This is a genomic window from Kribbella sp. NPDC004138 (genome assembly GCF_053603655.1).
Window position 1 is genome coordinate 80,916 of the sequence record NZ_JBSGFZ010000017.1, and the last position, 20,669, is coordinate 101,584.

A 20,669-nucleotide genomic window follows, 5' to 3' on the forward strand; every position below is an offset into this window, starting at 1 on the left:
TTGGACGGTTGGTCAGCCGGTGGGGTTCCCGTTGTCGGAGCCGAGGGTGGCGTTGACGGTCTGGGGTTTGCCGTTGCGGGTGATGGAGAGTTTCACTTCATCGCCCGGGCGGTGCGAACGGACTGTGGCGACCAACGCGTCCCCTGACGCGATCGCCTTGCCGTCTACAGCGGTCACCACATCACCCGACTGCAGACCGGCCTTGTCCGCCGCACCGCCGGACGTAACCTCGCCGAGGCGTGCTCCGTTCGTGAGCCCGTCGGAGGACTGCGCGTCGCCGACCGTCACACCGAGCCGCGCATGCGTGGCCTTGCCCTTGGCCACCAGCTCGTCGATGATCGGCTTGGCCTGGTCGATCGGGATTGCGAAGCCCAGGCCGATGTTCCCGCCCTCGGATTGTCCCGATCCGCCGGCGGTCTTGATCGCGCTGTTGATACCGACCACCTGGCCGGCGAGGTCGATGAGGGCGCCGCCGGAGTTGCCCGGGTTGATCGCGGCGTCCGTCTGGATTGCTGGGAAGACTGTCGTGCTGTCCTGCTGCTCGTCGCCGGACGTCACCGGCCGGTTCAGCGCCGAGACGATCCCGCTGGTCACGGTCGCCTCCAGGCCGTACGGCGAACCGATCGCGACCACGCCCTGCCCAACGGCGAGCTTCCCGCTCTGACCGAGGGTGGCCGGCGTGAGACCGGTGGCGTTCGCCTGGATAACCGCCAGGTCGGTGAGTGGGTCGGTGCCCTTGACCGTGGCCGACACGGTCCGGCCGTCGTTCAGGATCACGCTGAGCTGAGCGCCCTGCCCGGCGCCGGATACGACGTGGTTGTTGGTGACGATCAGCCCGTCCTTGCTGATCACGATGCCGGACCCGGTCGCCTGGCCCTGCTGGGTCGCGACCGCGATCTTCACCACGCTCGGCAGGACCTTCGCGGCGGCGCTCTGCACGGAGCCGTCAGGCGCCGACGCGGGTGCCGCCTGGTTGCCGTTCAGCGGGGCGGTCACGGACGGGGTGTTCGCGGTGTGGTCGGTGGTGGCCGAGTAGACGGCCGCGCCGCCGACACCGCTTGCGGTGCCGACCAGCAGCGCGGTCAACGCCACCACGGCCAGACCGGCCCGTCGCTTCGGCTTCGGCGCGGTGGCCGTGGCCTGCTGCGGGCCGAGGGGCCAGTTCGGGCCCGGAGACGCCCCCTGATGCGTCCCCGGTGCGCCGAACTGCGGATACGCACTCCCACCTGTGGAGTACTGTCCCGGCCGCTGCCCCTGCGGCCCCGAGTCCAGCCGCGGCTGCCCGCCCTGCGGCGCGAACTGCTGCTGCTGATGCTGCCCGTACATCGGCAGCTGCTGCGTCCGCTCCGGCCCCTGCGGTCCCTGTACGTCGTGGCCGGGCTGGTTCTGCGGCTGCTGCGGCTGGTTCTCGGTCATGGCAATACTGTCTCGGCCGGACCTGAGAGGGCCCTGAAGATCAGCTCGGAGTGACCGAAGAACTCCATGAAGATCCTCTGAAGGATCTGTCAGGAACTCTCAGCGGGTCTGGGTCGCCGCGTGCGGCAGCCACAGCGTGAACTGGGCGCCGGCCCCCGGCACGTTCCGCGCGTAGATCATCCCGCCGTGCTGCTCGGCCGCGTGCTTCACGATCGCCAGGCCGAGCCCGGACCCGGGGCGGCCGCGCGCCTCGCTGGACCGGTAGAACCGGTCGAACACGTGCGGCAGGTCCGCCTCGGCGATCCCCGGCCCGGAGTCGGTGACTGTCAGTACGCCGTCCACGAGCCGGACCGTGACGTGCCCGACGGGCTGCCCGTCGCTGTGCTGCGCCGCGCCGTCGGGAACGCTGTACTTCGCGGCGTTGTCGAGCAGATTCGTGACCGCGCGCCCGAGCAGCCGCTCGTCACCCCACACCGGGAACGGCGTGAGCTGGACGTCCCACTCCAGTCCGGGCGCACGACGCCGGACCTTGATGACCGCGTCCTCGACCACGTTGGACAGCTCGATCAGCTCCGCGTTCCGCACCTGCGGGGTGTCGCGGGCCAGCTCGGTCAGGTCGCCGATCAGCGTGGTCAGCTCGTCCATCTGCGCGCGGACGTCGTCCAGCAGTTGCTGTCGGTCCTCGGGCCGGAGGCCGCCGCGCTTGTCGGCCTGCGCGAGCAGGTCCAGGTTCGTCCGGACGCTGGTCAGCGGCGTACGCAGCTCGTGGCCCGCGTCGCCGACCAGCCGGCGCTGCCGGTCGCGGGACTGTGCGAGCGCGCCGAGCATCGCGTTGAACGCCATCGCCAGCCGGGAGATCTCGTCGGTCCCGGCGACCGGGATCGGTTTCAGGTCCTCGGTGCGCGCGACGTGCTCCGCCGCGCTCGTCAGCCGCGCCAGCGGGCGCAGGCCGGACCGCGCCACCGCGTTGCCCGCGAGCGCGGCGCCGATGACGCCGATCAGCCCGAACGCCCACAGCACGATACCCAGGTTGTGCAGTGTCTGGTCGATCGCGCCCAGCGACTGCGCGACGACCAGGGCGCCCGGCTGGTACAGGCCGGGCTCCTCGTCGCAGGGTGCGTTGGCGGGACAGTAGCGGGCCGGCACGGCAACCACCCGGAAGTGGGAGCCGCCGTTGCGTAGACCGACAGTGCGCAGACTGGCCTCGTTGCCCTGGTTCTGGGCGATCTGCAGCTCGTCCGGCCCCATCGGCGGGAGCGGACTGTTCCGTGGCGCCCACTTCTGGCCGTCGGCGCTCAGGACGCCGACCCGGATGTCGCTCAGGCCCAAGGCGTCGGCCGAGGCGTTCTGCAGGTTGTAGAGGTTGGTCAGGATGCCCTTCTGGGAGGCCTGGCTGGCGCGCTGGATCAGGCTGTCGTCCAGATTCTGGTACATCTGCTGACGCACCGTGACGTACGCAGCGACGCTGACGATCGCCACCGCCAGGCCGACCGCGACCGCCGCGAGCAGCGTCACGCGGGCGTGCAGGGTCAGCTTGTGGAGCGTCTCGTTCCACCAGCTCTGGGTGCGGGCGGCTGTCGCCGCCACACGGTTTCCATTGCTCTTGGCAACAGGTGGTGCGGGTTGCGGTTGCGGCCGGTCGGTGTACGACGGAAAGCCCTCGGGGTGTTGCTGGCTCACGGCGGGGTGTCCCTCAGCACATACCCGATACCGCGGACGGTGTGGATCAGGCGGGGCAGGCCCTCGACCTCGGTCTTGCGCCGCAGGTAGCCGATGTAGACCTCGAGGGAGTTCGCCGTGGTGGGGAAGTCGTAGCCCCAGACCGCGTCCAGGATGACCGCGCGCTCCAGCACCCGGCGCGGGTTGCGGATCAGCAGCTCGAGCAGCGAGAACTCGGTGCGGGTGAGTTGGATCGGCACGTCGCCGCGGTGCACCTCGTGCGCGTCGACGTCGACCACGAGGTCGGCGTACTGCAGCACCTCGCCGCGCTGGCCGCCCTCGCCGGGCGTGGTGCTGCGGCGCAGCAGCGCGCGCAGCCGGGCCAGCAACTCCTCCAGCGCGAACGGCTTGGTCAGGTAGTCGTCGCCGCCGGCGTCCAGGCCGTCCACCCGGTCCGCGACCGCGTCCCGCGCGGTGAGCACCAGGATCGGCACGTTGTTGCCCGCGGCCCGCAAGGCCTTGGTGGTCTCCAGCCCGTCCAGCCGCGGCATCATCACGTCCATCACGACGACGTCCGGCTCGACGTTGCCGATCACCGCGAGCGCCTCGGCGCCGTCGGACGCGGTCACCACCTCGAAGTCGTTGAACTCCAGCGAACGGCGCAGCGAGTCCCGGACCGCCCGGTCGTCGTCCACCACCAGTACCCGCATCGTCTGCCCCGCTCCACTCGAAGTTCCGTGACCGAGAGTAGGTCGCTTCTGTGAGAATCGCCTGAGAACCCGCTGATCCTCACCAATAGGTTGCCAGACGTGGACATTGTCGAATTCACACCTGAGCCCGCCAACTTCGCCTGGACCTTCGGCGGGGTGCCTCCGGTACGCCGGGTGCGGCCCGTCCGCGACGATCCCGTTCTTCGGCGGCCTGACCAGCACGGACCGGACCGCGACGCTGCAGGACCCGCTGCCGGAGCGGACCTGGATCTACGAGGTGGACAGCGCTCGCCGGACGGTCGGCTTCCAGGCGCAGGGCAGCGATCTGGAGGTCGCGCTGCCGCTCGAGCCGATGCTCGGCACCGTCGGGGTGGCCCCGGCGGGCGGTGAGGTCCGCTCGGCGCTGGTGCCGGACACCTTCGGCGGGAACATGGACACCCCGGAGATGCGCTCCGGAACCACCTGCTACCTGAACGTGAACGTCGAGGGCGCGCTGTTCTCGGTCGGTGACGGTCACTACCGGCAGGGTGAGGGCGAGTCCTGCGGCACCGCGGTCGAGGGCGCGATGAACGTCGTACTGATCGTCGACCTGCTGAAGACGCCCGGACCGGTCTGGCCGCGGCTGGAGAGTGACGACTACCTGTCTGTCGTCGGCTCGAGCCGGCCGCTCGAGGACGCGTGGCGGGCCGGTCAGGTCGACATGGTGCGCTGGCTCGGCGAGCTGTACGGACTGGACAAGCTGGACGCGTACCAGCTGCTCAGCCAGGTCAGTGAGGTCCCATTGGCCAACGTGGTTGACGCCAACTACAGCGTTGTCACCAAGGTCCCGAAGCGCCTCCTCCCAGACGTGACGGCGTACGACGGGATCCACCGGCGGCTAGCTGAACTGCGGAACGACCTCCTCGGCGAAGCGCTGTAGCGGCTCGTGGTCGTAGGCGACGCCGGGGATGTACGAGATCACGTAGTCGACACCGGCCTCCGCCAGCTGTTCCACGTGCTCGCTCAGCTGCTTCGTCGTGACCAGCTCTGCCAGCACATGTGACGTCCCGCCGGAGCCGATCTCCAGGAACTCCTCCAGGCTGTACCGCCCACGGGCCCTGGCTGTCGCGGCCACCGGGTCGGCACCTGCCTCGACCGGAAACACGTTCAGGCTGGTCGACTTGATGATCTCGTCGTAGTCGCGGCCGACCTCGTCGCAGTGCTTGCGGAGGATCGCCAGCTTCTGCTCGATGACGTCGACACGTCCGGTCCCGAAGTTGCAGGCATCGCCGTACTTCGCCACCAGCCGCAGCGTGACCCGCTCGCCGCCGCCGCCGATCCAGAGCTTGGGGCGGCGCCGCGGGACGACGTAAGGCTTGTCGACGGAGTGGTACTGCCCTTGGAACACGACCTCGTCCTCGGTCCACAGCCGATGCAGGAGCTCGACGGACTCCTTGAACGAGCCCATCCGCTCCTTCTGGCTCGTCCAGGGGTAGCCGTACGCCCGCCACTCGTGCTCCGACCAGCCGGCGCCGATCCCGGCGTACATCCGGCCGTGGCTGGCCACGTCCACCGTGGCCGCCATCTTGGCGAGCAGCGCGGGGTTGCGGTACCCGTTGCAGCCGACCAGCTGACCCAGGTTCACCCGGGTCGTGTCCCGGGCCAGGGCGGCTGTGGTTGTCCACATCTCGAAGACGGTCTCGCGGGCGGGCTCAGGGACGGTGTGGAAGTGGTCGAAGAGCCAAATCGAGTCCCAGGGACCGGCGTCGGCCGCCTTGGCCACAGCGGTCATCGCCTCCCACTGCTCGACCGGGTCCGCCAGCTCGACCAGATCCATCCGCCAGCCCTGCGGAACGAACACACCGAACTTCATGCTGTCCTCCTGGAGATGGCCACGCCGGCCAGGCACAGTGCGCCGCCGGTGAGGGCCAGTGCGGTGGGAGCCTCGCCCAGCGACAGCCAGGCCAGGACGATCGCGACAACCGGTACGGCGTAGACGGTGACGCCCATGCGTCCAGCACTCGTACGGCGGAGCGCGAAGGCCCAAGTGGTGAAGCCGAGCGCGGTCGGAAACGCTGCCAGGTACACGACCCACCAGATGGTCGCTGCGTCCGCGGCCTGGAGCTCAGTGACCAGTCTCGGTGCGAACGGCAGGCAGACGACCGCGCCGATCGTGCAGGCGAGCCAGGTGACCTCAGCGGCGGGCAGACGGCTGAGCAGCGGCTTCTGCGTCACCACGCCGACGGCGTACGAGATGGCGGCGACCACGCACAGCACCACGCCCCACGTCTCGGCGCGGCCGCTGGACGTCGACGTACCGATCACGACGATGCCGGCGAACGCGACCAGGCCGCCGATCACCAACTGCCGCGGGAAACCCTCGCCCAGACCCAGTCCGGCGAGCACTGCGATCAGCAGCGGCGCGATGTGGACGAGCATGGCCGCCGTACCGGCGTCGAGCCGGCGCTCGGCCTCGTTGAGAGCCAGGTTGTAGACGCCGAACCACAGCACACCGCACGCGGTCAGCGGCAACCAGTCGCGCCGGACCGGCCAGCGCCGTACTGCGGGCTGCTGCCGCTTGACCAGCAAGGCCCCGAGGAAGACGCTGCCCAGGCCGAGCCGGGCCAGCGAGAGCGGGCCGGCGGAGATCTGGGTGCCGACGTGCCGGATGGCGACGAACGACGACGCCCACAGCACGACCGTGGCAGCAGCAGCACCGGCTGCGAGGCCGATCCGCGGCCGGGCTTCGGTAAGTGTTGTCACGCTCATTACAGTAGAAATGAAGTCTGCGGCGATCCATGGTGATTCGGAGCCCAGGAGGCGATCTTGCTTACCGAAACGAGAAGTCAGATGCTGGATGAGCTCAATACCCGAATCCTGGACGAGCTGACCGCCGATCCCCGGCTGCGGACCACCGAGCTCGCCCGCCGGCTCGGGGTGTCCACGCCGACGGTGCGCGAGCGGGTGGCGCGGCTGGAGGAGTCGGGCGTGATCCGCGGGTACCGCCTCGACATCGACCCCGCCGCGCTCGGCCGGCCGGTCGCCGCCTGGGTGCGGCTGCGCCCCGGCCCCAACCAGATTCCGAAGATCATCGAGCTCGCCGGCCGCGTCCCGGAGGTCGTCGAGTGCCATCGGATCTCCGGCGAAGACTGCTTCCTGATGCGCGTCCAGGTCGCCGAGATCGCCGCGCTGGAGGAGGTGCTGGACAAGTTCCTGCCGCACGGGCAGACGACCAGTTCGTTCATCGTCTCCACCCCGGTGCCGCCGAGGTCGGTCCCGCTCCGCGGACCTGGGCCACTCACCAACCTCGCCTAGCGCGGCGGCTCACGCCGCAGCTCAGCGTGGGACGAGCCTGTCGGAGCGACTTGGTGAGTGATGGAGGTCCGCATCACGGCCCGACCACCTCCCACAGTGGTCCGCATCACTAGTCTGGTGGCGACTTCAGCGACTTCCGGAAGGACCCTGACCCATGGCTGCCGACAAGTCTGTCCGCAGAGTTGCCCTGCTCACCGCCGGCGGGCTCGCGCCCTGCCTGTCGTCCGCCGTCGGCGGGCTGATCGAGCGCTACACCGCGGTGGCGCCCGACGTGGAGATCATCGCCTACCTGAACGGGTACCACGGCCTGCTCAGCGGCCAGTTCCTCGAGGTCACGCCGGAGGTCCGGGAGAAGGCGGCGCTGCTGCACAAGTTCGGCGGCAGCCCGATCGGGAACAGCCGGGTGAAGCTCACCAACACCGCGGACCTGGTGAAGCGCGGCCTGATCCAGGACGGGCAGAACGCGCTGCAGGTCGCGGCCGAGCGGCTCGTCGCGGACGGCGTCGACGTCCTGCACACCATCGGCGGTGACGACACCAACACCACCGCCGCCGACCTCGCGGCGTACCTGCAGGAGCACGACTACAACCTGACCGTGGTCGGGCTGCCGAAGACCATCGACAACGACGTCGTCCCGATCCGGCAGAGCCTGGGCGCCTGGACGGCTGCCGAGCAGGGCGCGCTGTTCGCCCGCAACATCATCGCCGAGCACAGCTCGAACCCGCGGATGCTGATCGTCCACGAGGTGATGGGGCGCAACTGCGGGTGGCTGACCGCGGCCACGGCGCAGGCCTACCAGCAGTGGGTCGACGAGCAGGAGTGGAACCCGGGCATCGGCCTGCGCAAGGGCGGCTGGGACGTCGACGCCGTGTACGTGCCGGAGGCAACGATCGACCTGGACGCCGAGGCCGACCGGCTGCGCAAGGTGATGGACGAGGAGGACTGCGTCAACATCTTCCTGTCCGAGGGCGCCGGCGTGGAGTCGATCGTGGCCGAGATGGAGGCGCGCGGCGAAAAGGTCGGCCGGGACCCGTTCGGGCACGTGAAGCTGGACACCATCAACCCGGGCGCCTGGTTCGCGAAGCAGTTCGCGGAGCGGATCGGCGCGGAGAAGACGATGGTGCAGAAGAGCGGGTACTTCAGCCGCTCGGCCGCGGCCAACGACCGCGACCTGGCGCTGATCAAGGAGTGCACCGACTACGCCGTCGACGCCGCGCTGCGCGGTGAGTCCGGCGTCGTCGGCCACGACGAGGAGCGCGGCGACGAGCTGCGCGCGATCGAGTTCCCGCGGATCGCCGGCGGCAAGGCGTTCGACCCGGCCGCCGACTGGTTCGTCGCCCTGAAGGCGGGCATCGGTCAGAGCTGAGCGCGGAGGCGGTCGACCCACTGGTCGGCCGCCTTCTCGATCTGGGCGAGGACCTCGTCGAAACCGTCGTCCTCGCCGTAGTACGGATCCGGTACGTCGTCGTGCGCGAACAGCTGCGCCGCGGCGCCGTACCGGGTGAGGGTGTCGAGGTGGCCCGCGTCCATCGCGAGGATCAGGTCGGGTGTCCACGACCGGTCGAACTGGCGGGCCCGGTGCGCGCTGCCGTCGTACCCTCGGCGCCGGAGCGCGGCCGCGGCCCGCGGGTCCATCCGGTCACCGACGTGCCAGCCGCCGGTGCCCGAACTCGTCACCTCGACGTCGTCGAGGCCGGCCTCGACGAGCTTGGCGCGCAACACCACCTCGCCCATCGGCGAGCGGCAGATGTTCCCGGTGCAGACGATCTCGACGCGCACTAGTGGACTTCGGCCTTGTCCGGCAGCACGACGTTGATGAGCATGCCGACGACGCTGATGATCAGCGCGCCCCACAGCGCGGCCCAGAACCCGTCGACGTGGAACTGGACATCGAGCTTCCCGGTGATCCAGGACGTCAGCCACAGCATGACCGCGTTGATCACGAAGGTCAGCAGGCCGAGGGTGAGGATCAGCAGCGGCAGCGACAGCAGCTTCACCACTGGCTTCACGATCGCGTTCACGACGCCGAAGATCGCGGCGACGATCAGCAGTGTGAGCACCCGCCGGCCGGTGGTCGCGCCCTCGAGCGTGATCCCGGACACGAGCCAGGTCGCCACGCCCAGCGCGATCGCGTTGGCGAGCAGCCTGATGATCAAGTTCTTCATGCCGTCGATCCTCCCACCCGCGCGGTAGCACCACTCCCGGTACACGCCCTGATCCGTCCCTGACTCTTGACAGCGAAAATGACCAAGTGATCTGATCATTTTCATGTCCCGTCCACTGATCGCGGTAGTCGCGTTGTCACTCACGACAGCGGGCCTCGCTGTCCCCGCTGTGCCCGCCGCCGCCGACCCGTCGAGTTGCAGCGCCGTCAGCACCACCTGGACCGCTCAGTCATCGCCGCACGCGGCGCCCGAAGGCCTCCTCAACGCCTACAGCGACACCGGGAAGGGCTGGACGGGTGCGGACAGCACCTACTCCGTGCCGCTGCCCGGCGGGCGGACGGCGTGGGTCTTCTCCGACACGTTCCTCGGCCCGGTGAACGCGGACGGCAGCCGTCCGACCACCACGCCGTTCATCAACAACTCGTTCGTGATCCAGCAGGGCACGAAACTGAAGACGGTCACCGGCGGTACGGCGACTAGCCCCACCGCGCTCGTCCCGCCGCCGGCCAACGGCTGGTACTGGTTCGGCGCCGCGCAGACCAGCCATGCTGGCCGTGACCTCGACGTGGTCGCCCTGCGCTTCGAGAAGACCGGGACCGGGCAGTGGGACTGGCGCTGGGCCAGCAACTACCTGGCCCGGTTCGACAGCACGACGTACAAGCTGAAGAGCCTCACGCCGATCCCGTCCGGTGCGAACGTGCAGTGGTCCGGCTGGCTGCTCCGCGACAGCGGCTACACCTACGTCTACGGCGTCGAGGACCTGGGCGCCTCGAAGTACCAGCACGTCGCCCGGGTCCGCGGCGACGACCTGACCGCGAAGCCGTGGGAGTACTGGACCGGGTCGGGCTGGTCGGCCGACGAGACCGCCTCGGCCCGAGTGCTGCAGGGCGTCGCAAACGAGCACAGTGTGACCCGTTGGAGCGATGGCTATCTGCTGGTCACGCACGACACCAACGAGCTCTTCAGCAAGCGCGTCCTCGGGTACTTCTCCTGCTCGCCGACCGGCCCGTGGGTGAAGCCGGTCGAGCTGTACCAGACCCCCGAGACGGGCGGGAATATCATCACGTACAACTCCCACGACCACCCTGACCTGCGTCGCGGTACGTCGCTGCTGGTGAGCTACAACGTCAACAGCCTGGTGAGCGACGAGCTGTACGGCGACGTGAGCATCTACCGCCCGCGCTTCGTCTCGGTCACGCTGGCGGCGGCCGGATGAGCGCCACCGGAGGCGTCGTGCGGCGCAGTCTGCTGGACGACCTGGCCACGTCGATGCTCGCCCTGATCGCGGAGCGGAAGCTGGCGCCGGGTGACCAGTTCGAGGCGGTGCGGTCGCTGGCGGAGCGGTTCAAGGTCGCCGTACCGACGGTCCGGGAGGCGCTGCGCCGACTGGAGGCGACCGGAGCTGTGGAGCTCCGGCACGGCTCCGGCGTGTACGTCGGGCCGAACGTCGGCCGGCTGGTTCTGGCGAACCCGCTGGCGCTGGCGCCGAGCCCGGACCGGTTGGTGGAGCTGCTACAGGCCCGTGCCCTCATCGAGCCACCTGTGGCCGCGCTGGCCGCACAGACCCGTGGTGAGGCCGCACTGGAGCAGATGGCCAAGGACTTGGAGAGTGCGGCCGAGCTGATCGCTTCCGGCGACCACGCGCAGTTGGCCGAGGTGAACATGGACTTCCACCGCTCACTGGCACAGGCCTCCGGGAACTCGACCCTGGCCGAAGTGGTCGAGTCGGTCACGGTCGTGAATGCCCGGGAGCAGCTGGAGATCCTGCACATCCACGGTGACCGCCAGGCCGACCTCGACGAGCACCGCGCGATCTACGACGCGGTCCACTCCGGTGACGCCGACCTGGCCGAACTCCTCACCCGAGAGCACCTCGACGGCGTACTGGCCGTCATCAACGAACGACTTCAGCACCCCTGAGCTGGAAGGACGCATCAACATGCAACGCAACAACCGCAAGGCGCTGGCGGCTCTGGTGATCGCCGGCGCGCTCGCGCTGTCCGCCTGTGGAGGCGGCGGGGCGGCTGCCCCGAAGAAGGGCGAGGACAAGCCGGTCGACTCGCTCAAGTTCTACAACGACAAGGGCGGGTGGAAGGACGCGTTCACCCAGGTCGGCGCGGCGAGCAAGAAGGACGTCGGCGTCGGGATGGAGCCGGTCGGGTACTCCGACTCGAACACCTACACCGCGTTCATCCGGTCCTCGTTCCGGACCAAGGAGAAGGCGGACCTGTTCACCTGGCACACCGGCAAGGAGCTCCAGGACCTGGTGGACCAGAAGCTCGTCGCCGAGACCACCGACCAGTGGACCAAGGCGATTGCCGACGGCAACATCCCCGAGCAGCTCAAGCAGTACTTCACGTTCGGCGACAAGCAGTACTGCGTCCCGCTGAACGCCGGCTACTGGGTGATGTACTACAACAAGGCCGTCTTCAAGAAGGCCGGGATCACCCAGACCCCGAAGACCTGGGCCGAGCTGACGCAGGTGGCCGACAAGGTCAAGGCCGCCGGGGTGAAGCCGTTCTACCAGACCAACATCCTGTTCTCGTTCGTGTGGTTCGAGACGCTGCTGGCCGGCAAGGACCCGGACCTGTACGACGCGCTCGCCGCCGGCAAGGCGAAGTACACCGACCCGGGCGTGGTCGAGGTGATGAACGAGTGGAAGAAGATGATCGACGCCGGGTACTTCAGCGACCCGGGCGCGAAGACCGAGCCGCAGGCGCAGCTGAAGAACGGCGACGTCGCGATGATCAACTTCGGCACCTGGTTCAGCGGCAACCTGAACACGCTGAAGATGAAGGCCGGGACCGACTACGACTTCTTCGTGATCCCGAACGTGAACCCCGACCTGCCGAAGACCTCGATGATCTTCGAGACCGGTCCGGTCTGCTCGGCCGCGGCGTCGGACCACGCGTCGACCGTCAAGAAGTGGACCGACTGGTGGGTCACGCCGCAGGCGCAGACCGCCTGGGCGAACTCCCGCGGCGACCTGTCGTTCAACCCGAAGGCGGAGGTCAAGGACCCGGGTCTGGCGCAGCTGAACAAGGACGTCAACGGCTACCGCCTGATCAACCGGTGGTTCGAGGCGACACCGGTCCCGGTGGCGAACAAGGCGCTCGAGGTGTTCGGCGCGTTCGTGACCAAGCCAGGTGACCCGATGCCGGGCCTGCAGAAGATCCAGGCCGAGGCGGACGCGTACTGGGCCAAGCAGAAGTGACTGCTGTCACCGAGCGGCCGGTGGAGACCCGCCGGCTGAGCGCCACCCGCGCCGCGCGGACCGGAGCCCGGATGGCACCGCTGTTCGGGCTCCCGGCCGCGGGCGTGGTCGCGCTGCTGCTCTACCTGCCGTTCCTCTGGACGACGTACGTCAGCTTCACCGACTACGACGGGCTGGCCTCGCCGGTGTGGTCCGGGCTGGCCAACTACAAGGCGATGTTCAGTGACCCCGATCTGATCGGGGCACTGGTCAACACGCTGCTGTGGGTCGCGGGCATGATCACCCTGCCGGTCGTACTCGGCCTGCTGGTGGCTGTACTCACCTACGGCCACAAGTGGGGCACCTGGCTGCGGCTGCCGTTCCTGCTGCCGTACGCGATCTCCGGTGTGGCCGTCGGCGTCATCTGGGGCTTCGTGCTGCAGCCGGACGGCGCACTGGGCCAGGCACTTGGCTTCTTCGGGCTCCCGGGTGCCCACACCGGTTGGCTGCAGTCCGGCCCCGGCAACACCCTGATGATGATCGTGGCAACGACTTGGCAGGCCGCAGGCGTCAACGCCCTCCTGTTCGTGGTGGGCCTCCAGTCCATCCCGACGGAGCCGCTGGAGGCTGCCCGCCTGGACGGGGCCGACGGCTTCAAGCTCTTCCGGTATCACTTGTGGCCACAGCTCAGAGCCATCACCACAGTCGTCATCGGACTGTCGATCGTCGGCAGCCTGAAGACCTTCGACGTGGTGTGGGTCATGACCCAGGGCGGCCCGGGTACGTCCTCGGAGACCTTGGCGCTGTCGATGTACAAGGAGACGTTCGTGCTGAACGACTACGGCCAGGGCGCGGCGATCGCGCTGTTCCTGAGCCTGGTCACCTTCGCGGCCTCGGTCCTCTACCTGCGCTACCAGTTGGGGGACGCCCGTGAGCAAGGTTAAGACAGGGTTCCTGGTCCTGCTGGGGCTGATCTGGCTGGCGCCGGTCTACCTGCTGATCGTCAACGCGTCCAAGTCCGTCGACGGGTACGACGCGAAAACCGTGTGGAAACCGGCCGGCTTCTCGCTGTTCGCGAACTTCGGGGACGCGTGGAGCAAGGCGGCGCTCGGTGACACGCTGGTGGCGACGACGATGTACAGCGTGGTCGCGCCGGTGCTCGCGGTGCTGATCGGCGCCGCGGCCGGCTACGCGATCGTCGTCCTGCGGCTGAAGCGCGGCTTCGGTTGGTTCGTGTTCATCTTCGGCGGGACGATCTTCCCGCTGCAGATGATCCTGATGCCGTTGTTCTCCGGGTACGCGAACTCCGGGCTGTACGACACCCGGACCGGGATGATCATCGTGTACACCGCGATCAGCGTGCCGTTCTCGGCGTTCGTGATGCGGAACTTCTTCACCGGCATCGCGCGCAGCGTGTTCGAGGCCGCGGTGGTCGACGGCGGCGGGCTGTTCCGGATCTTCCGCAGCATCTACCTGCCGATGGCCGGGTCGGCGCTCGCCGCGATCTTCATCCTGCAGGCGACCTTCGTCTGGAACGACCTGCTGCTCGGCCTGACCCTGAGCCAGTCGGAGTCGGTGCGGCCGATCATGCCGGCGTTGACCGGCCTGCAGAGCACGTACGGCGGCGCGGCGCTGCCCACCGTGCTGGCCGGCGGCCTGCTCGTCTCGCTGCCTACCGTCATCCTCTTCCTCGCCGCCCAACGCTTCTTCTCCCGGGGCCTCGCCCTCGGTCAGTTCTGATTCTCGGAGGACATATATGAGTAGCCGCACAGTCGTCGTGACCGGCGGCGCCGCCGGCATCGGACGAGGTGCCGTGGAACGGTTCCTGGAGGCCGGTGACCGGGTCGTCGTGCTCGACCGCGACATCTCTTCTGTCGGCGACCAGGCAACTGGCGTGCAGGTGGATGTTTCGGACCGGGCCGCGCTCGCCTCCGTCGCGGAGGAGATCGGCGCGGTGGACGTGCTGGTCTGTGCAGCGGGCGTCCAGCGGTACGGAACCGTCGTCGACACGCCCAGCGATGTGTACGACGAGGTGATGGCGATCAACGTCGGTGGCGTGTTCTTCGCCTGCCAGGCGTTCGTGCCGCACCTGCCGCGGGGCGGGAGTGTTGTGGTGGTCGCGTCCGTGCAGGCCTATGCGGCGCAGACGAGCGTCGCGGCGTACAGCATGGGAAAGGGCGCCCTGCTCAGCCTGGTCCGGGCGATGGCGGTCGACCACGCCCCGGACGGGATCCGCGTGAACGCGGTCTGCCCGGGCTCGGTCGACACCCCGATGCTGCGGACGTCGGCCGCTCAGTTCGGCGGCGGGCGCAGTACCGACGAGGTGGTGGCGGAGTGGGGACGCTCGCATCCGCTCGGACGGGTCGCGACACCGGGAGAAGTTGCCGAGGTCATCTACTTCCTGTCCTCGCCCGCGGCGTCGTTCGTGACGGGAGCCGACGTGAAGGTCGACGGCGGGCTGACCGCCGGGCTGGCCGTCGTACTGCCGGAGGACGCGAAGTGAAAATCGTCGACGTGCGCGCGACCACGGTGACGATGCCGCTCGAGGCGCCGCTACGGCACAGCAACGGGGCGCACTGGGGACGCTTCGTCCGAACTGTGGTGGAGGTCGAGGCCGACAACGGCCTGATCGGTCTCGGCGAGATGGGCGGCGGCGGGCAGAGCGCCGAGGCCGCCGTCACCGGGCTGAAGGAGTACCTGGTCGGCCACGACCCGGCCCGCACCGAGGCGTTGCGCTGGATGCTCGCCAACCCGACCGCGAGCCTCTACAACAACCGGACCCAGTTGCTCGCCGCGATCGAGTTCGCCTGCCTGGACCTGCAGGGTCGCGAGCTCGGCGTCCCGGTGCACGCCCTGCTCGGCGGCAAGGTCCGCGAGCGCGTGCCGTTCGCGAGCTACCTGTTCTTCCGGCACGCCGCGGACGACGGCACCGGCGAGATCCGTACGCCGGACCAACTCGTCGCCCATGCCCGCTCGCTGGTCGACGCGCACGGGTTCAGCGTGCACAAGCTGAAGGGCGGCGTGTTCCCGCCGGACTACGAGCGCGAGTGCTTCCGGGCGCTGGCCGAGGCCTTCCCGGGGCACCGGGTGCGGTTCGACCCGAACGGCGCGTTCGGCGTCGAGGAGGCGATCCGGTTCGCCCGCGGCATCGAGGACCTCGACAACGACTACCTCGAGGACCCGACCTGGGGCCTGAACGGGATGCGCCGGGTCCGCGAGAACACACCGATCCCGCTCGCCACCAACACCGTCGTGGTGAACTTCGAGCAGCTGGCCGCCAACGTCCGCGACCCCGCGGTCGACGTGATCCTGCTGGACACCACGTTCTGGGGCGGCATCCGGCCGTGTGTCAAGGCGGCCGGCGTCTGCGAGACGTTCCAGCTCGGGGTCGCGGTGCACTCTTCCGGCGAGCTCGGCATCCAGCTCGCGACGATGCTCCACCTCGGCGCCGTCGTCCCGAACCTGTCGTTCGCCGCGGACGCGCACTACCACCACCTGCGCGACGACATCATTGCCGGCGGCAAGCTCCCGTACGCCGACGGCGCGATCGCGGTCCCGGACGCGCCCGGCCTGGGCGTGGAGCTGGACCGCGACAAGCTGGCCGAGTACGCCGAGCTGTTCCGCGAGCTCGGCCCGTACCCGTACGACCGCGATCCGGCCCGCCCGGACTGGTACCCCCTGCTACCGAACACCGATTGGGCAGACCCCTCATGATCCCGCGCAGCGCCGACCTGGCCAGCGACGTCCTCACCCACACCTACGACGACATGTTCAACCCGCCCGGGCTGACGAACTTTCTCGGCACGGCACAGGTCGACCACGACGTGATGGCGATCCGGAGCGTGAACTTCCCGCCGTACTCGCACGGCGACACCATCACCGGCCAGCTGTACGTCGACGGTCGGCTGGCCCGCTCGTACGGCGGCACGGTCGAGGTGGTGTGGCGCCCGGACTGCGTCGTGCGCTCCACCTCGGTCGACGGCCTCGACCTGCGCACCACGACCGCCTGCGCCCCCGGCCGACCAGCTGTCGTCGTACAGTTGGACGTGTCCGGGCAACCAGGGCGGTCCGTGCGGCTGGGGCTTGCACTGGCCAGTACCGCGACTCGCTCGTCCGCCGGCTGGCTGCGCCCGGAGCCGCCGTCCGAGCCGAACGTCCTGCGGGTTGTCGACAATCGGGTTGTCGGCACCGGCGAGTCCGCCTCAGCCGTCAGTGTGCAAGGTCTTGATGTGCCCGGCACCGTGGACAGGTCCGTGCTCGAGGCAACTGTCGTGCTGGACGAGCGTGGGCGCGGTCGGCTGTCGTACGTGCACGTGCTGGCGGGGTCGCTGGAGGAGGCGACGGAGCACTTCGACGTGTGCGTGGCCGACGTACCTGCCGTGATCTCGGTGGCGGAGAGCATGTGGGACGTGGCGATCGCGGACGCCTTCGACCCGGCCAGCGACGGGTTCAGCGGCTCGCTGCCGGTGCTGGAGACGTCGAACGAGGCGCTGCGGAAGCTGTACTGGTGGGGTGTGCTCGGAGTCATCTGGTTCCGGCGGGACAACCCGGCCAGCGTGCTCGGCCGGACGTACGACACCTTGATGCCGCGGTACTGGCAGACCACGACGTTCATCTGGGACTACAGCCTGTCCTCGCTCACGCATGCGTTGCTCGACCCGGAGCCGATGCGGAAGCACATCGAGCACTGGATCGACCTGGACACCCACAAGCACTTCGGCACCGAGTGGCTGACCGGGGGACCGGTCGGCTACTGGTACTCGGTCAACGACTTCGCCATGACCAGGCTGGTGCGCGACTACGTGCGCTTCACGGGGGACGACGCGTTCCTCGACGCGACCGTCGGGCCGAAGGCGGTCGGCGACCATGTGCACGACTGGGCGACCGCCTGGCGCGGGCTGCGCGGTGAGCACGCACTGGCCGACTACGGCGGCATCGACAACCTGCTGGAGTGTGTCAGCAGCTACGTGCACGAGGTGGCGAGCTTCAACGCGGCCAACGTCTGGTGCATGCGGGTGGCGGCCGAGATCGCGGATCGCTCCGGTGACGCGGACCGTGCCGTGCTCCTCCGCAAGGAGGCCTCGGCGCAGGCCGGCCATGTCAACGAGCTGTACGTCGAGGGCAAGGGCTTCTGGCACGCGCGGCAGCCCGACGGGTCGCTCGTCCCGGTCCGGCACTGCTACGACTTCAACATCGTCGGTACGACGATCCCCGACGACCTGTCCGAGTCGCAGTGCGCCGAGATGGTCTCGTTCTTCCAGCGGGAGCTGCAGACGCCCACCTGGATGCGCGCGCTGTCGCCGTACGACGCGGATGCCGCATTCAGCGTCCGGCCGGACCACCAGTGGAACGGCGCGTACCCGGCCTGGCCGGCGGACGCCGGGCGCGCCCTGTTCGCGCTCGGGCGGGGCGACGTACTGCTCGACTGGCTGCCGGGTCTCGCCAAGACGGCGAACCAGGGGCCGTGCGGGCAGGCGCACTTCGTCGAGGAGGCCCAGCCGGCGATGGCCGGCGGGGCGCGGAAGTCGCCGCCGCAGTTCCCGTACCTGATCGACTGGTCCTGCTCGTCGTCCGGCGCCTGGGTCAGCCTGGTGCTGGAGGGCATCTTCGGCATCGAGGTCGCCCTGGACGGCACCGTGACCGCCAGCCCGCAGGTCGCGGCACTCGACCCGGACGCCCGCCTGACCGGTCTCCGAGTCGGTTCGACGACGTACGACGTGACGGCCGACGGACTGGTCTGAGGGTCAGCCCGGAGGCATCGCGATGGCCTCGAGGAGCGACTCCTCGGCGCCGGCGAGGTGATGGCGGAGCTCCTCGACGCACTCGTCGAGCTCCCCGCGCTCGAGCAGCCGGATGAGCTTGCGGTGGGACGCGACCTGCTGGCGCGCGTCCTGCCGCAGCGCGTCCACCCGGGCCAGCGCGAGCCGGGCCTCACCGGTGATCGAGTCGGCGGTCGCGATCAGCCGCTCGCTGCCGGTCAGCGCGACCAGGCTGCGGTGGATGGCCAGGTGGGTCTCGGTCATCGCCTCCGGGTCCGCGCCGTCCTTGGCGGTCGCGGCGAACACCCGCATCGCCTCCCGGACCCGCTCCCGGGCCGCCTCGTCGGCGTCGTACCAGGCCCGGATCCCGGCGGACTCGAGCACGAACCGGGCGCGGCAGATGTCGGCCACCGCCGCGGGGTGCAGGATCGCGACGCTGACCCCCTTGTTCGGTTCCCGGACGGCGAGTCCCTCGGTGACCAGCATGGTCATCGCCTCGCGAATGGTGCTCCGGGCAACCCCGAGCGCCTCGGCGAGCGGCTGCTCGCGCAGCGGCGTCCCCGGCTGCAGGTCACCGGCGAACAGGGCGCCCCGCAGCGCGTCGACCACCCGGTCCACCGTGGTCGAGCGGTCCACCCGCAGCCGTTCGTACATACCGAGATTCTCGTCCAGACCCGGCTCGTTGTCGCGCCCGACCCGGCCCCGGACAGCTGCCTGTGGATAACTTCCGACCTCATGACCCGGTTTTCGGGCAGCATTTCCCTCTAGTGGCCGCCCCTTCCCGCGGACCGGCGCGGGGAGCCACTCGGAGCAGCGAGGAGCAGAGCGTGGGAAAGATCAGTCCGGCTCAGCTCCTTGGTGCGATCGGGCTGGTGCTGCTGCTGCCGTTGGTCATCGTGCTGCTGATGCTGCTCAGCGTTCTGGGCGGGCTGGACTCGGCCGAGGCGCAGTGCGCGCAGCACGCCCAGGACGAACCCATGATGGGCTGGCCGACCGATCGGCACCAGATCGACGGCGAGTGGTCCTTCTTCCACCAGGGCTACGACTTCAAGGTCGACGAGGACGCCAAGGTCTACGCGTCGCACGACGGCAACGTCGTCGCTGCGTCGGCGCACGAGGTCCGGATCCGGATGGCCTCGAAGAACGGGGACACCGTCACCCTCGAGAGCGTCGAGACGCGGTACAAGTACCTGAAGACCGTGAGCGTCGCCAATGGCGCCCAGGTCAAGCGCGGCGACGTGATCGGCACGGCCGGCGTCGGCAACGAGGGGACCGACGGCCAGGGGGCTCCGGTCGGGCTCGCCGGCGTGCACCTGCATTGGGAGATGTGGGCCGACCAGGAGAACAACAACAAGTGGTCGATCGTCCCGAAGCCGGAAGAGAACCTGTTCGAGATCGACACCTCGAAGGGTGGCGGCTGCAGCTGCGTCGACGGCAACCTGTCCGGGGCCAACAACCTGCAGAAGGCATTCAACTTCTTCGTCCAGAACGGCTACTCCAAGGAGCAGGCCGCGGGCATCGTCGGCAACATGATCAGCGAGTCGAGCGTCGAGCCGGCCCGCCTGCAGGGCACGAGCCCGGGCACCGTCAGCATGCCGAACGCGGTGGTCAACTCCTCGCTCGGCTGGGGCATCGTGCAGTGGACACCGGCCGGCAAGATGATCAACCCGTCCCGGGACGCGGGTGTCCCGGACGAGAAGATCGCCTCGCTGGGCTACCAGCTGGAGTTCCTGGTCAAACAGCTCAACGGCGACCCGCCGCTCGCGGAAGGGGCCGCCGGGCGGGCGATCAAGGGAGCGACGTCGGTCGAGGACGCCGCGTACCAGTTCGGGCACATGTTCGAGCGGTTCGCCGGCAGTGAGAACCCGAACCACGAGCGGTACGCCGAGCGCAAGGCGAACGCTCGGCACGTGTTCGACCAGTTCGCCGGCTCGGCACCCGCCGGCGGCGGAGACGCGGCGGCCAGTACCGGAGGCGGTTGCGGCGCCGGCAGCGGCAACATCGCCGAGGTCGCGAAGAACCTCGCCTGGCCTTCCGAGAACCACAACACGCAGCCATACAAGGACGCCGCGACCGACGCTTATCAGCAGAATTTTCACAAGTACAACAACGCCTCGGAGAGCGACGACATCGCCTGGACCGACTGCGGCCGATTCGTGGCTACCGTGATGCACATGAGCGGCGCCGACCCCGACTACCCCGACGTATCCACCGGGGTGCAGGAGCAGTACCTGCGGAGTTCCTCGAAGTACGAGGTGCATGACGACTGGGACGAGTCGAAGCTGCAGCCAGGCGACATCCTGATCGGCCCCGGTCACACGTACCTGTTCGTCGGACCGTGGGCCGACGGCCACAACTCGGCGAGCGCTTCGCTGGACGGCGACGCCCCCGGCCCGGGGCACGTGCCGGAGGCGACCAACGCGTACGAGGTCGGCACGAGGTACGCCGTCGCGCGGTTGAAGAAGTAGGGAGT

The 20,669-nt window shown here is 69.2% G+C and carries 20 protein-coding genes; 12 read left to right on the plus strand and 8 right to left on the minus strand.

The features are described 5' to 3' along the window. Positions 1-12 precede the first annotated feature (12 nt). From ACWEOO_RS23970 to ACWEOO_RS23980, 3 genes are all read right to left on the minus strand, one after another. Positions 13-1,416, minus strand: coding sequence for a S1C family serine protease (locus ACWEOO_RS23970; protein ID WP_452144893.1), 1,404 nt, complete (start codon positions 1,414-1,416; stop codon positions 13-15). A 99-nt stretch (positions 1,417-1,515) separates the two neighbouring features. Beyond that, entirely contained in the window at positions 1,516-3,003 is a 1,488-nt protein-coding gene (locus ACWEOO_RS23975; RefSeq protein ID WP_452144894.1) for a sensor histidine kinase, read from the minus strand. A gap of 89 nt (positions 3,004-3,092) precedes the next feature. Next, positions 3,093-3,785 carry a response regulator transcription factor gene (locus ACWEOO_RS23980; protein ID WP_355485247.1) on the minus strand — a complete coding sequence of 231 codons (693 nt, stop codon included), beginning with the start codon at positions 3,783-3,785 and terminating at the stop codon, positions 3,093-3,095. A gap of 106 nt (positions 3,786-3,891) precedes the next feature. On the opposite strand from ACWEOO_RS23980, the gene ACWEOO_RS23985 reads away from it, so the two are divergent. Further along, positions 3,892-4,704, plus strand: a complete 813-nt coding sequence (locus ACWEOO_RS23985; RefSeq protein ID WP_452144895.1) for an acetamidase/formamidase family protein — start codon at positions 3,892-3,894, stop codon at positions 4,702-4,704. Here ACWEOO_RS23985 and ACWEOO_RS23990 read toward each other — a convergent pair. Together ACWEOO_RS23990 and ACWEOO_RS23995 are read right to left on the minus strand one after the other, a co-directional pair. Beyond that, positions 4,663-5,637, minus strand: a complete 975-nt coding sequence (locus ACWEOO_RS23990; RefSeq protein ID WP_452144896.1) for a TIGR03560 family F420-dependent LLM class oxidoreductase — start codon at positions 5,635-5,637, stop codon at positions 4,663-4,665. The two genes, ACWEOO_RS23985 and ACWEOO_RS23990, sit on opposite strands and share 42 nt — an antisense overlap. Further along, a complete protein-coding gene (locus tag ACWEOO_RS23995) occupies positions 5,634-6,533 on the minus strand; it encodes a DMT family transporter (protein WP_452144897.1) in 900 nt (299 codons plus the stop codon). The genes ACWEOO_RS23990 and ACWEOO_RS23995 overlap by 4 nt, the downstream gene beginning before the upstream one ends. Positions 6,534-6,614: 81 nt before the next feature. Here ACWEOO_RS23995 and ACWEOO_RS24000 point away from each other — a divergent pair, with 81 nt between their 5' ends. Further along, positions 6,615-7,079 carry an Lrp/AsnC family transcriptional regulator gene (locus ACWEOO_RS24000; RefSeq protein ID WP_452144898.1) on the plus strand — a complete coding sequence of 155 codons (465 nt, stop codon included), beginning with the start codon at positions 6,615-6,617 and terminating at the stop codon, positions 7,077-7,079. 154 nt (positions 7,080-7,233) lie between these two features. Continuing rightward, a complete protein-coding gene (locus ACWEOO_RS24005; protein WP_452144899.1) occupies positions 7,234-8,445 on the plus strand; it encodes a pyrophosphate--fructose-6-phosphate 1-phosphotransferase in 1,212 nt (403 codons plus the stop codon). On the opposite strand, the gene ACWEOO_RS24010 is transcribed toward ACWEOO_RS24005, so the two are convergent. Both ACWEOO_RS24010 and ACWEOO_RS24015 read right to left on the minus strand, forming a co-directional pair. After that, complete coding sequence (locus ACWEOO_RS24010) at positions 8,436-8,858, minus strand: low molecular weight protein-tyrosine-phosphatase (protein ID WP_452144900.1); 423 nt, start codon at positions 8,856-8,858, stop codon at positions 8,436-8,438. The genes ACWEOO_RS24005 and ACWEOO_RS24010 overlap by 10 nt on opposite strands. After that, positions 8,858-9,244 carry a phage holin family protein gene (locus tag ACWEOO_RS24015; RefSeq protein WP_355485260.1) on the minus strand — a complete coding sequence of 129 codons (387 nt, stop codon included), beginning with the start codon at positions 9,242-9,244 and terminating at the stop codon, positions 8,858-8,860. Before ACWEOO_RS24015 ends, ACWEOO_RS24010 begins: the two co-directional genes overlap by 1 nt. Positions 9,245-9,347: 103 nt before the next feature. Here ACWEOO_RS24015 and ACWEOO_RS24020 point away from each other — a divergent pair, with 103 nt between their 5' ends. The 8 genes from ACWEOO_RS24020 to ACWEOO_RS24055 are packed head-to-tail and all read left to right on the plus strand — an operon-like array spanning position 9,348 to position 18,178. After that, positions 9,348-10,460 carry a DUF4185 domain-containing protein gene (locus ACWEOO_RS24020; protein ID WP_452144901.1) on the plus strand — a complete coding sequence of 371 codons (1,113 nt, stop codon included), beginning with the start codon at positions 9,348-9,350 and terminating at the stop codon, positions 10,458-10,460. After that, positions 10,457-11,164 carry a FadR/GntR family transcriptional regulator gene (locus tag ACWEOO_RS24025; protein WP_359935837.1) on the plus strand — a complete coding sequence of 236 codons (708 nt, stop codon included), beginning with the start codon at positions 10,457-10,459 and terminating at the stop codon, positions 11,162-11,164. The genes ACWEOO_RS24020 and ACWEOO_RS24025 overlap by 4 nt, the downstream gene beginning before the upstream one ends. A gap of 19 nt (positions 11,165-11,183) precedes the next feature. Further along, entirely contained in the window at positions 11,184-12,458 is a 1,275-nt protein-coding gene (locus ACWEOO_RS24030; protein ID WP_359935835.1) for an ABC transporter substrate-binding protein, read from the plus strand. Next, positions 12,455-13,381 carry a carbohydrate ABC transporter permease gene (locus ACWEOO_RS24035; protein WP_452144902.1) on the plus strand — a complete coding sequence of 309 codons (927 nt, stop codon included), beginning with the start codon at positions 12,455-12,457 and terminating at the stop codon, positions 13,379-13,381. The genes ACWEOO_RS24030 and ACWEOO_RS24035 overlap by 4 nt, the downstream gene beginning before the upstream one ends. Continuing rightward, positions 13,368-14,177: a carbohydrate ABC transporter permease gene (locus tag ACWEOO_RS24040; RefSeq protein WP_363706219.1), complete on the plus strand. Its 810-nt coding sequence runs from the start codon at positions 13,368-13,370 to the stop codon at positions 14,175-14,177. Before ACWEOO_RS24035 ends, ACWEOO_RS24040 begins: the two co-directional genes overlap by 14 nt. 16 nt (positions 14,178-14,193) lie before the next feature. Continuing rightward, on the plus strand, positions 14,194-14,940 hold the full coding sequence (locus tag ACWEOO_RS24045; protein WP_359935829.1) for an SDR family NAD(P)-dependent oxidoreductase: 747 nt from the start codon (positions 14,194-14,196) through the stop codon (positions 14,938-14,940). Continuing rightward, positions 14,937-16,151, plus strand: a complete 1,215-nt coding sequence (locus ACWEOO_RS24050) for an enolase C-terminal domain-like protein (protein ID WP_359935827.1) — start codon at positions 14,937-14,939, stop codon at positions 16,149-16,151. The genes ACWEOO_RS24045 and ACWEOO_RS24050 overlap by 4 nt, the downstream gene beginning before the upstream one ends. Further along, the gene (locus ACWEOO_RS24055) at positions 16,148-18,178 is read left to right on the plus strand and encodes a hypothetical protein (RefSeq protein ID WP_452144903.1); all 2,031 of its coding nucleotides are present in this window, start codon (positions 16,148-16,150) and stop codon (positions 18,176-18,178) included. Before ACWEOO_RS24050 ends, ACWEOO_RS24055 begins: the two co-directional genes overlap by 4 nt. 3 nt (positions 18,179-18,181) lie before the next feature. Here ACWEOO_RS24055 and ACWEOO_RS24060 read toward each other — a convergent pair whose 3' ends face one another. Beyond that, positions 18,182-18,850, minus strand: a complete 669-nt coding sequence (locus ACWEOO_RS24060) for a GntR family transcriptional regulator (protein WP_363706211.1) — start codon at positions 18,848-18,850, stop codon at positions 18,182-18,184. Between the two features lie 173 nt (positions 18,851-19,023). On the opposite strand from ACWEOO_RS24060, the gene ACWEOO_RS24065 reads away from it, so the two are divergent. Further along, the gene (locus ACWEOO_RS24065; RefSeq protein ID WP_452144904.1) at positions 19,024-20,664 is read left to right on the plus strand and encodes a phage tail tip lysozyme; all 1,641 of its coding nucleotides are present in this window, start codon (positions 19,024-19,026) and stop codon (positions 20,662-20,664) included. Positions 20,665-20,669: the final 5 nt, after the last annotated feature.